This window comes from Pandoraea norimbergensis, from assembly GCF_001465545.3.
Classification (GTDB): Bacteria; Pseudomonadota; Gammaproteobacteria; order Burkholderiales; family Burkholderiaceae; genus Pandoraea; species Pandoraea norimbergensis.
On the sequence record NZ_CP013480.3, the window covers coordinates 2,660,304 to 2,672,148 of the forward strand.

The 11,845-nt window shown below is 61.5% G+C and carries 12 protein-coding genes; all 12 read left to right on the top strand.

From position 1 onward, the window contains the following. Window positions 1-108: 108 nt before the first annotated feature. The 12 genes from AT302_RS11715 (at window position 109) to vgrG (ending at window position 11,827) form a co-directional block, all read left to right on the top strand. On the top strand, window positions 109-1,407 hold the full coding sequence (locus AT302_RS11715) for an MFS transporter (protein ID WP_058378598.1): 1,299 nt from the start codon (window positions 109-111) through the stop codon (window positions 1,405-1,407). A 75-nt stretch (window positions 1,408-1,482) separates the two neighbouring features. Then, window positions 1,483-2,217 carry a maleate cis-trans isomerase family protein gene (locus tag AT302_RS11720; RefSeq protein ID WP_058378599.1) on the top strand — a complete coding sequence of 245 codons (735 nt, stop codon included), beginning with the start codon at window positions 1,483-1,485 and terminating at the stop codon, window positions 2,215-2,217. 4 nt (window positions 2,218-2,221) lie between these two features. Further along, window positions 2,222-3,655, top strand: a complete 1,434-nt coding sequence (gene hydA / locus AT302_RS11725; protein ID WP_058378600.1) for a dihydropyrimidinase — start codon at window positions 2,222-2,224, stop codon at window positions 3,653-3,655. A 23-nt stretch (window positions 3,656-3,678) separates the two neighbouring features. Beyond that, window positions 3,679-4,416: an aspartate/glutamate racemase family protein gene (locus AT302_RS11730; RefSeq protein ID WP_058378601.1), complete on the top strand. Its 738-nt coding sequence runs from the start codon at window positions 3,679-3,681 to the stop codon at window positions 4,414-4,416. A gap of 291 nt (window positions 4,417-4,707) precedes the next feature. Beyond that, window positions 4,708-5,283, top strand: a complete 576-nt coding sequence (locus AT302_RS11735) for a DUF4255 domain-containing protein (RefSeq protein ID WP_058378602.1) — start codon at window positions 4,708-4,710, stop codon at window positions 5,281-5,283. Between the two features lie 20 nt (window positions 5,284-5,303). Next, on the top strand, window positions 5,304-6,239 hold the full coding sequence (locus tag AT302_RS11740; RefSeq protein ID WP_058378603.1) for a hypothetical protein: 936 nt from the start codon (window positions 5,304-5,306) through the stop codon (window positions 6,237-6,239). 21 nt (window positions 6,240-6,260) lie between these two features. Continuing rightward, a complete protein-coding gene (locus AT302_RS28135; protein WP_058378604.1) occupies window positions 6,261-8,030 on the top strand; it encodes a phage tail sheath family protein in 1,770 nt (589 codons plus the stop codon). Between the two features lie 127 nt (window positions 8,031-8,157). Then, the gene (locus tag AT302_RS11750) at window positions 8,158-8,616 is read left to right on the top strand and encodes a phage tail protein (protein ID WP_039398341.1); all 459 of its coding nucleotides are present in this window, start codon (window positions 8,158-8,160) and stop codon (window positions 8,614-8,616) included. 65 nt (window positions 8,617-8,681) lie between these two features. Then, window positions 8,682-9,146, top strand: a complete 465-nt coding sequence (locus AT302_RS11755; protein WP_058378605.1) for a phage tail protein — start codon at window positions 8,682-8,684, stop codon at window positions 9,144-9,146. A 4-nt stretch (window positions 9,147-9,150) separates the two neighbouring features. Next, window positions 9,151-9,345 (top strand): DUF5908 family protein, encoded by a 195-nt coding sequence (locus tag AT302_RS11760; RefSeq protein ID WP_058378606.1) that lies wholly within the window; start codon window positions 9,151-9,153, stop codon window positions 9,343-9,345. A 3-nt stretch (window positions 9,346-9,348) separates the two neighbouring features. After that, on the top strand, window positions 9,349-10,032 hold the full coding sequence (locus tag AT302_RS11765) for a CIS tube protein (protein WP_058378607.1): 684 nt from the start codon (window positions 9,349-9,351) through the stop codon (window positions 10,030-10,032). A 4-nt stretch (window positions 10,033-10,036) separates the two neighbouring features. Further along, a complete protein-coding gene (gene vgrG / locus AT302_RS11770; RefSeq protein ID WP_058378608.1) occupies window positions 10,037-11,827 on the top strand; it encodes a type VI secretion system tip protein VgrG in 1,791 nt (596 codons plus the stop codon). Window positions 11,828-11,845 lie beyond the last annotated feature (18 nt).

Below are 11,845 nucleotides of genomic sequence, written 5' to 3' on the forward strand. Positions count from 1 at the left end.
CAATTAAATCAATTATTTACCTACGTTGTAATTACAGATTACAGATTCTATACTCACTCCCAAGTTGCGCGACGACGGTACTCAAGTCATCTAATCGGGAGATTCACCATGCAGTCGACAAGCAGGGCCGCAACGCTGACCGGCGCGAAGAGCACGGTTCGCTGGAAGATCTTTTTTCTGATGCTGTTCCTCATCGCCGTGAACTACATCGACCGCGCGTCGTTGTCGGTGGCGATGCCGTTGATCTCGAAAGAATTCGACCTCACGCCGGCGATGGAGGGGCTGATTCTGAGCGGCTTCTTCTGGACGTATGCCGTCATGCAGATTCCGGGCGGCATGCTCGCCGACAAGTACAAGCCGCGCATCGTCATTGCGCTGGCGACCGTCTTCTGGGGTCTGTTTCAGGCCGCCGCGGCGTTTTGCACCAGCGCCACCACGCTGCTGCTGACCCGCTTCGGGCTGGGCGCCGCCGAGGCACCGATCTATCCGGCGGGCGGCAAGCTTAATGCCATCTGGATGACCCAGAACGAGCGCGGGCGCGGCGCCACTTTGCTCGACGGCGGCGCGCCGCTGGGTGCCGCACTGGGCGCGATCATCATCACGTGGCTCATCACCGTGCTGGGCTCATGGCGTTTGGCGTTTGTCGTGGCGGGCGTCGGCACGATGCTCGCGGGCTATCTGGCATGGCGCTACATCCGCAATTCACCGCGTGAGCACCCGGCCGTGAACGAAGAAGAGGCCAACTACATCGAGATGGCGCAGGCGTCCGAGCATCGCGCCGAGCCGGAGAACCTGTCGGGCCGCTCGATGGACTTCTTCAAATACCGCTCGGTCTGGTGCATGGCCCTTGGATGGATGTGCTTCAACACCGTGTTCTACGGCTTGCTGACGTGGATGCCGAACTATCTGCACAAGGTGCACGGCTTCGACATCAAGCAGATGGGCGGCGCGAGTTTCATCATCTTCTTCTGCGGTTTCGTCGGTGAGTTGATCGGCGGGTGGATCGGCGACAAGTGGAAAGCCGCAGGCGGCTCGCCCAACAAGGTGATGCGCACACTCTTCGGTATTGCCGCTGTCATCGCCACCGCATCGATCTTCTCGGTGGCGTATGTCACCAGCGACGTGGTGACCGTCGTGTTGCTGTCCTCGACGCTCTTCTTCCTTCGCTGGTGCGGCCTGTACTGGTGCATTCCGTCGATTCTCGGCACCCGCAACAAGATCGGTTTCCTTGGTGGCGTGATGAATCTCGGCGGCAACATCGGCGGTATCAGCGTGCCGCTGATCGTCGGCCTGATCGTGCAGACCACCGGCTCGTACTTTCTCGCGCTGATGTTCTTCGCGGCCGCTGGCGTGGGCTTGCTCGTGTGCTCCACGTTGATCGATTACGAGAAAAAACTCCCTGTCTGATTCACCGGTTTGCCGGATCGGCCCGCGCTTGTGGCGGCCGATCCTTGCCTTTCCGCTTTTGGCTTTGAAACGACAATGACAAAAAACTCCCGCACTTTGCTTGGCATGCTTACGCCGTCCTCCAACACCGCGCTGGAACCCATTACCAGTGCCATGGTTGCCGGGCTGCCCGATGTCAGTGTCCATTTTTCACGCTTTCGCGTCACCGAGATCTCGCTGGGTTCGACGGCGCTCGGTCAGTTCGATCTCGACAAGATTCTTGACGCGGCGAAGCTGCTTGCCGATGCAGAAGTCGACGTCATCGCCTGGAACGGCACGTCGGCGGGCTGGCTCGGGTTCGAGACCGATGAAGCCCTGTGCCGCCAGATTACCGAGGCGACCGGAATTCCTGCGACGACGTCCGTGCTGGCGCTCAACGAGATTCTCGAACAAACCGGGGTCAAGGAACTCGGCCTCGTCACGCCGTATCTGGAAGACGTGCAGCAGCGGATCATCGCCAACTACGCGCGCAAGGGCATTCAGTGCACGGCGGAGCGGCACCTGAACCTGCGCAAGAATTTCGAATTCTCTGAAGTCGATCGCGACACGCTCACGCGCCTCGTGAATGAAGTGGCTGACAAGCGCCCGCAAGCGATCACCACGTTCTGCACCAATCTGCATGCCGCGCCGCTGGCACGCGCGCTCGAAGCGCAGACCGGCATTCCGGTGTACGACACGATTTCGACGGTGATCTGGAAATCGATGAAGATCGCCGGCCTCGATACCCGCGCGTTGTCCGAGTGGGGACAACTGTTCGCCTCTGGGGAGTGAAGCGATGACGAATGCGTTTTCAGGCGCGCAGCCTTTTGATCTGGTCATTCGCAATGCCGACGTCGTGACCGCGTCCGATCGGTTCCAGACCGATATCGGTGTGAGCGACGGCGTCATCGTGGCCCTCGGCCGCCGGCTCGGCCCGGGCAAACGTGAGGTGGATGCGACGGGCTTGCTTGCCATGCCCGGTGGTGTCGACGGGCATTGCCACCTTGATCAGCCGATGCCCGATGGGCTGCGCATGGCCGATGACTTTTTCACGGGGACGCGGGCGGCCGTTTGCGGCGGCACGACCACCGTGATCCCGTTTGCTGCGCAGGAGAAGGGCGGTTCGCTACGGGCCGCCGTCGAGGACTATCACCGTCGGGCGAACGGGCGCGCCGTCGTGGATTACGGTTTCCATCTGATCGTTGCCGACCCCACGGAGAAAGTGCTTCGCGAGGAGCTTCCGCAACTGATTCAGGAAGGCTACACGTCGTTCAAGATCTATATGACTTACGACGATCTGAAACTCTCGGACCGAGAGATTCTGGAAGTGCTTTCCGTGGCCCGCGAGCATGGCGCATTGGTGATGGTGCACGCGGAGAATTCGGATTGCATCGCGTGGCTGACGGACAAGCTTGTCGGGCAAGGGCGTATTGCGCCGAAGTTCCACGGGCTCGCACGCCCTGCTGCGGTCGAGCGCGAAGCCACCCATCGGGCGATCACGTTTGCCGAGCTGGTCGATGTGCCGATCCTGATCGTGCACGTGTCCGGCAAGGATGCGATCGGGCAGATTCGCTGGGCGCAGGGACGCGGCATGCCGATTCTCGCCGAGACGTGTCCGCAGTATCTCTACCTCACGGCTGACGACATGGGGCATCCGGGCGACGATGGCTATGCCGGCGCCAAATGCGTGTGCAGCCCGCCGCCGCGCGATTCCGACAATCAGGAGGCGGTCTGGAAAGCGTTGAAGCAGGGCGTGTTCTCGGTCTTTTCATCCGACCATGCGCCGTTCAACTACGACGATCCGCAGGGCAAGAAGCCGGGCGGCAACGCGCAGTCGTTCGAACACATTCCCAACGGCATCCCCGGTATTGAAACGCGCTTGCCGCTGCTGTTCGACGGCGTACGTCAGGGGCGGCTGTCGGTGCACAAGTTCGTCGAGCTGACGTCATATCGTCCGGCGCGACTGTATGGCCTGTACCCACGCAAAGGCACGATCGCCATCGGGGCCGATGCCGACATCGTGTTGTGGGACCCGGACGCCCGCGTGCAGATCACGAACGGCGCCTTGCATCACGCCGTCGACTACACGCCGTACGAGGGCAGGGAAGTGACCGGCTGGCCGGTGCATTGTTTCTCGCGGGGCGAGCAACTCGTTGCCAACCGCCAATACCTTGAACCGACGCCGGGACGCGGGCAGTTTTTGCCTGCCGACGCCCCGTCGCTGGTGTGACGCACAGACAAGGAGACGACGCGATGCGCTTGCTCGTGATCAACCCCAATATTTCCACTAGCGTGACGGCGCTGATCGAGGCGGAAGCCCGCCGGGCCGCTTCGCCTGAGACGGCGCTGTCGTTTGCCACGGCGCAATTCGGCGTGGCGTATATCGAAACGCGCTTCGAAGCGCTGACCGGAGGTTATGCGACGGCATGTGCCGCAGCCGAGCGTGCCGGGGAGTTCGATGGTCTCGTCGTGGCGGCCTTCGGCGATCCCGGCTTGGGCGGCATCAAGGAGTTGTTCGATGTGCCGGTCGTCGGCATGACCGAAGCCGCGCTGGCGAGTGCCTGCCTGCTCGGCAACCGGTTCTCGATCATTGCCATTTCTCACCGGATTCAGGCGTGGTACCGGGAGTGTGTTGCGGCGAATGGTTTGTCGTCGCGGCTGGCGAGCATTCGCAGTCTTACCTCACCACTGCGCGACATCGCCACGGTGCAGGAAGATCACGCGGCCCGGCTCATCGAGCTGAGCCAGATGGCGGTGGAGCGAGACGGTGCCGACGTCATCATCGTCGCCGGGGCACCGCTGGCCGGGCTGGCACGCCAGTTGCGCGGGCAGATTCCGGTGCCTGTCGTCGATGGCGTCTCCAGTGCGGTCAGGCACTGCGAATCGTTGATGGCGCTGCAACCGGGGGTGGCGACGGGTGGCAGCTTCCAGCGGCCACCGAGAAAAGACAACGCCGGATTGCCGCCGGCATTGCGGGCGTTACTCGAGTGACGTCAGTGACGTGAGTGACGTGAGTGACAGGAAGGAAGTGAAAGGCCGGCGCGCAAACGTTGCCGGCCTTCGTTTTTCTATCCCCGAGCAAAACGCCGTGCTCATGTGCTACAGTTCCGCAGCAAAAAATGAAAGCGAGACGCTGAAACGCTCAGGAATGCCGAACATATAGGACCTTTTGTTTCGGTAACCAAGACGGTGTAGGAAAAATAACGACAAAGCAGTGCCGGTAGTCGTAAGTGTTGTACCGAATCAGATAAGCAACTGGATTGCGAACGGTATCGGGGAACCATGATTAACGCTGCTGTGGGCCACCTGGCGGGGCGGCTCAACGAATATTTAAAACAAGCCTACACACTCACCGAAGACATCGTGACGATGTCCGGTCTCGTGGATATGCACGGGCATGCTATTGCCGACACGAACAACCGTTTGGTCGTGTTCCTCACGCATATCGAACGAGACACGGGCCCCTATCGCCAGTCTTTGCCGGGTGACGCCGGTGCGTCGCGCGTGACGACCACCGTCGCGCCGCTCTACCTGAATCTCTACGTGATGGTGGCTGCCAATTACACCGGCGGCAACTACGAAGATTCGCTCAAACTGATCTCGGGCGCGATCCAGTTCTTCCAGCGTTATCCGGTCTTCGACCATCAGTCGTCGCCATCGCTCGATGCGCGCATCGACCGGCTGGTGCTCGAGATCGAGAACCTCAATATTCGCGAACTCAGCAATCTGTGGACGATGCTTGGCGGCAAATATCTGCCGTCGGTGCTGTACAAGGTGCGCCTGATGGCCCCCGATACCGGCGACGTCGTCGGTACCGTGCCGACGGTGCGCACACCTGTACCGGCGCTCAATCACTGACCCGGCCCGGAGAGCGCCCCATGTCCGCCACGTCCACCGGGACAGCCGCGTTACCGTATGCGTGCTTGTTCACCGTTGATCTCGCTCACGCCTACTGGCCGCAGCCAAACGCTTCACTGCCATGGGCGCGTTTTGCCCTGACACCTGAGACCACGGATTGGGTGCGTCGCCGCGACCTGCTCGTGATTCCACACCGGCACGGCGTTGCGTTCTTTTGCGAAACTCGCCGTCGCGATGTTCTGCTGGGCGGTTTGAAGCCCGGCGCGGCCGTCGCCACCGTCAAGTGGTATGCGAAAGACGAACACTTTTCCCGCTACACAGCACCGGCGTTGACCGGCGGCGCAGCCGTCTATTTCCTGCAAAGCGCGGCGAGCGTGCGAATCGATGGTGCACTCATGCAGCGGCTGCATGCCGGCGAGGCCGTGGATGCCACGAATGCTTTGCCGGTCAGCGCGCCGTCGCTGGCCCCTCATCTGGAGCGCGCCGACAGACTCAGTCCTCCGGTGCTGGTCGTGCAGATCGATCTCGCCGATCAGGTGGCGAACACCGCAGTCAACAAGGCCGGCGTCGACTACATCGTCACCTTCGCCGCGCGCTCGACCCGCTGGCGCTACTACTACGTTTGCGATGCCGAGAACGATGCGTTGGCCATCGTCGATCTCGACGAGAAAGTCAGCTTTGTGGCCGTCGGCAGTGAGCCGCGCAATGGCGGGCGTCGCGCGCTGGTGTTCGAGAGCGAACAAGAAATTGCAATGCAGCAGCAATATCCGCAGCGTTTTCAGTTGCGGGAACGGGGCCGGTCGGGTGAACGCGTGTTGATCCGGAGACTGCCCAATGCCGAAGTTGGCAGCGTGATTCAGCAGGGGATGGAGACAAAGCAACGGCAGGAAGGGCAGGCGCAGCAGAAAGCGGCAATGAGCCCGGCAGTTTGGGTGTCCGAGATCTACATCAATTGATATCGTTGACCGAGGTGAACCATGGCGCAATACAAAACACCAGGCGTATACGTAGTCGAACAAAATGCGTTTCCCAACTCCGTGGTGGAAGTCGCCACGGCCGTCCCGGCATTCATCGGCTATACCCAGTTCGCCGATAACAAGGGCACGCCGCTGGCCAATACGCCGTGGCGTATCAGCTCGATGGCGGAATTCGTGACGTACTTCGGTGGCGCACCTGCCACGAGCTACTCGCTCGACGCGGTGCCGGCAGCACCGAGCGCACCGGCGGCTGCCAAGAAGGCAGACGGCGGCGACGCAGCGGCTGCCGATGCGGGTGGCGCCACGCCGCCGGCACGCCCGGTGGTGACCGATCTTTTCATCGGCGCGACCGGCGCGCGCAAGCCGTTCAAGTTCACGCCGCAGGGCACGGAATACCTGCTGTACTACAGCATGCTGCTGTTCTTCCAGAACGGCGGCGGCCCGTGCTACATCGTGTCGGTCGGCACGTACGCCGACGGCGAGATCGACCCGGGCAAGCTGACCGCCGGTATCGATACGCTCGTCAAGGAGCAGGAACCCACGATGGTGGTGGTGCCCGAAGCCGTGCGCCTGTCGAGTCAGGACTGCACGACCGTGCAGCGCGCGATGCTCATGCACTGCGGTTACACGATGCGTAACCGCTTCGCAATCGTTGATGTCTTCGACGGCTCGTGGGACCGTCAGGCGCCCGGCGGCGATGCCATCACGGCATTCCGCGATTCGGTGGGCTCGGAGTTTCTGGACTTCGGCGCGGGCTACTACCCGTGGGTCAACACGTCGATCGTGACCGAGAAAGATCTCGACTTCACGAGGATTTCGAACCCGGCACAACTGCAATCGTTGATCACGGCAGAACTGGCGGCTGTGCTCAACCCCGTGCCGGCATCGCCTGCCGCGACGGCGAAGGCCAAGCAGATTCAGGAAGTGCTGACGCAACTCGGCGGTACGGCCGCCCCGGCAGCGCCTGCCGGAGGCGATGCCGCTGCGGCGAAACCGGACGCCGCCGCTGACGCCGGTGGTGCCGATGCGAAGCCCGCCGCCGATGCGGGCGGTGCTGATGTAGCCGCAGCAGCGAAGCCTGCTGCCAAGCCAGCGGTCATGTCGCCGAACGACATCGAGACGCTGCACAAGACGCTGGCCGCGCTGAGCAATGTGTACGTGCAGGTGCTGCAATCACTGCAAAAGAAGCTCAACTTGCTGCCGCCGTCGGCTGGCATGGCAGGGCTGTACACGCTCGTCGACAACACGCGCGGCGTATGGAAGGCACCGGCCAACGTGAGCCTGAACGGCGTGGTGTCGCCCAGCGTGAGCATCTCGAATGCCGATCAGGAAGACCTCAACGCACCGACCAACGGCAAGTCGGTCAACGCCATTCGCAGCTTCATCGGCGAAGGCGTGATGGTGTGGGGTGCCCGCACGCTCGACGGCAACAGCCTCGACTGGCGATACCTGAGCGTGCGCCGCACGATGATCATGATCGAAGAGTCGCTGCGGCTCGCGTGTAAGGCCTATGTGTTCGAACCGAACACCGCCAACACGTGGGTGACGATCAAGAGCATGGTGCGCAACTTCCTCACCAGCGTGTGGAAGCGCGGCGGTCTGGCGGGGGCGAGCCCGGACGACGCGTTTCAGGTCTTTGTCGGTCTCGGCGAAACCATGACCGGTGACGACATTCTCGAAGGTCTGCTCAAGGTATCGGTGCTGGTGGCGGTGAGCCGTCCGGCGGAATTCATCGAACTGACGTTCGAACAACAAATGCAGAAGTCCTGAGGCCGGGTATCGGGGCAGGTCACCCGATGGCCCCGCTTGGCAGGTTCGTGACGATGTTGCGGCGCGCCGCAGAGTGCGCTGGCCCGGCACGGCATTTTTCGCATGCAATCTTTAGACGAGGTATGTGATGGCAGACGACGGCTCGAAACAATCCACCACAGTTTGGCCGCTTCCCAAGTTCTACTTTCAGGTGAAGTGGGATTCGCAGGTCATGTCGTTTCAGGAAGTGAGCGGCCTGGACGTGCAGTCCGAAGAAATCAAGTATCGGCACGGCGACAGCCCGGAGTTCTCGGTGATCAAGATGCCGGGCATGAAGAAGTACGGCAACGTGACCATGAAGAAGGGCGTGTTCAAGTCCGATAACAAGTTCTGGGACTGGTTCAACCAGATCAAGATGAACACCATCAAGCGGGTGCCGGTGACGATTAGCCTGCTCGACGAGGCCGGCAAGCCGACGATGGTGTGGACGCTCGCCAATGCATGGCCGACCAAAATTACGGGCACTGATCTGAAGTCCGAAGGCAACGAAGTCGCCATCGAGACCATCGAGATCGTGCACGAAGGGTTGACCATCGCCAACAGCTAACCATCGGTCACCGGCATCGGGCGTCAGCGGTACGGCGCTCCGATGCCGGCCCGCGCGCGCCCGACATGCCGTCATCGCCTTTCGATCCGTACCCGCCTGCTGCCTTCCACTTTCGCGTGATGTTCGCCACGACCGGCGGCGACGTCGATGCGTCGTTTCAGGAAGTCTCCGGCATCAGCACCGAACTCGATACCGAATCGGTCCCCGAGGGCGGCGAGAACCGTTTTGTGCACACGTTGCCGAAGGGCGTCAAACACCCCCACCTCGAACTCAAGCGGGGAATTGCGTCGCTCTCGTCGCCGCTCGTCTCGTGGTGCCGCTCGGTGTTCGAAGGCGAGTTCATCGTGCCGATAAGGCCGCAGTCGCTGATGGTGCAGTTGCTCGACGAAATGCATATTCCGATCCGCATCTGGAGCTTTGCCAATGCGTATCCGGTGAAATGGGAAATCGAGGGTTTCGGCTCGACGAAGAATCAGGTGGCGATCGAGAAGATCGTTCTGAGCTACACCTACGCGAATCGAATGGAGTGAAGCGATGTCGATTGAAATCGGCCAGTTGAGCATCAAATCGAACGTCATACAGCGAGCCGCCGGTGAGAGCGACGTCGCGCTGCCGGCCGACGATATGGCAGAAGCCTTGCCGGTACTCGACGCTCAAATGCGGGCAGAGCTGCTCGCCGAGTGCCGTGCGCTCGTGCTCGATTTGCTCGACCGCGCGAAGGAGCGTTGATCCGTGGCGACCAGCCTGAATCGCAGAAAATTCAACATCGCCCCGTGCAAAGTCTCGGGCGGTCAGATTTCGGTCGACACCAGCCGCACGGCCTTCGAAGCGTTGATCAATCCGGTTGGCTACAAGCGCAAGCTGAGCATCGAGTACAACAAGAAGCAGACGCTCGGGCAGCCGAGTGCTACGCCGCGTTTCAGCGCCATTCGCCCTGAGAACATCACCATCGAGAATCTGGTGCTCGATGGTACCGGCGTGGTCGATGGCACCGGCTCGCGCAGCGTCAAAGACATGATCGACGCGCTGCTGGCGGTCATCTACAAGTACGACGGCAAGAAGCACGAACCAAATTACATCCGGCTGCTGTGGGGTACGTTTATCTTCTTTGGACGGGTCGAGTCGATTTCTCTCGACTACACCATGTTCAAGCCGACCGGCGAGCCGTTGCGCGCCCGCGTGACGCTCGGCATCGTCGGCTGGATGAGCGCGACCGAGAGCGCGTTGCGAGCCAACCTGAGTTCGCCCGACCTGAGCCATCTCGTCGAAGTCACGGCGGGCGACACGCTGCCGTTGCTGTGCAACCGCATCTACAACGACCCGTCGTACTACCGCGAGGTCGCGCGCATCAACAACCTGACGGGTTTTCGCAAGCTGGAGCCCGGCATGATGCTGCGCTTTCCGCCGCTCGTCTGACGCTATGGCCACGTCTCCCGCCGCTAACGCCAATGGTGTCCTGACGCTCGCGATCACGAGCGCGGGCAGTCCCATTCCCGATACGGCGGGTGTGATCTCCGTCGAGATCGATCGCGCGGTGGGGCGCGTCAGCAGCGCACGCATCGTATTGCGCGACGGCGACATGCCTAACGACGACTTCCCGGTGAGCGACACAGAGGTCTTCGCACCGGGGAGTGCCATCGTCATCAAAGCGGGATATGGCGGCACGACGGCACAAATCTTCGATGGCATCGTTGTGCGGCACGGCATCAAGATCGCAGGCAATAACGACGCCAGACTAATCGTTGAGTGCAGACATAAGGCGGTGGCCATGACGATCGGCTGCAAGAACGCCAACTATGTTCAGAAGCAGGACAGCGCGATTCTCAGTCAACTGATTTCCGATGCCGGTCTCACGGCGGATGTGACCACCACGCAGACCCAGCATCAGGAGATCGTGCAGTTCTACAGCACCGACTGGGATTTCATGGCATTGCGAGCGGAAGCCAACGGGGCACTCGTGATCGCCGACGATAACGGTACGGTGAGCGTCAAACCGCCGCAGACCAGCGCGGCAGCGGTCCTCAAAGTGACTTATGGCATCGACATGATGTCGTTCTCTGCCGATGTCGATGCCCGCACGCAGTTGCAGAGCGTGGTCGCGGCCGCGTGGGACCCGGCAACGCAGGCGATGGTGCAGCAAAGTGCGCCGGCGAAAGCGCTCTACGAGCAGGGTGACCTCACCCCGGCGAAGCTCGCTCAGGTGGCCGGTCCGAGCACCTTCCGGCTGCAATCGACGGTGCCGCTGCAAAGCGACGAACTGAAATCATGGAGCGAGGCGCGTCAGATGCGCGCCGCCCTCGCGTGTATTCGCGGGCGCATGTCGTTTCAGGGAAATTCGGCGGCCAAGCCGGGCGTGATGATCGAGCTAGTGGGCGTGGGAAAACGGTTTAGCGGCAGCGTCTACGTGAGCGCCGTGCAGCATCGTATTGCCGACGGCAACTGGATTTCAGATGTCGAATTCGGTCTCTCGCCGGAGAGCTTCAGCGAGCGTCACGGGGCGGGCAACGTTCAGGCGTCGGGGCTGGTGCCGGGGGTCGGCGGGCTGCAAATCGGTGTGGTCACGAAGCTCGATGCGGACCCCGAGGGGCAATACCGGATTCAGGTGGCGGTGCAGGTGTTGCAGGCGGAGACCGCCGGTGTGTGGGCGCGGCTCGCGAGCTTCTACGGGTCGTCCGGCGTGGGGGCGTTCTTCATCCCCGAGATCGGCGACGAAGTGATACTGGGTTACCTCAATGGCGACCCGTCGCATCCGGTGGTGCTGGGCAGTCTGTACAGCAGCCAACGCAAGATGCCCTACGAATTGACGGCTGAAAACTACACCAAAGCGTTGTGGACGAAAGGGTTGCTCAAGATCATTTTCGATGACGACAAGAAGGTCATCACCGTCATTACGCCGCAGAAGAACACCATCGAGATGAGCGACGACGCCAAGTCGATCTGCCTGACCGATCAGAACAACAACAAGATCCAGATGACGCCCGACGGCATCACGCTAGACAGCCCGAAGGACATCGTGATCAACGCCAAGGGCAAAGTCAGCATCAGCGCGGTATCGAATATCGAACAGACCGCGCAGGCGGATATCAAGAGCGAGGCGCTCAACATCACCAGCACAGCGAAAGTGGGCTTTACCGCGAAGGGTTCGGCGACTGCTGAGCTTTCAGCCAGCGGCCAGACGACCGTTAAGGGCGCACTGGTCATGATCAACTGAAGCCACTGCCTTCGTACC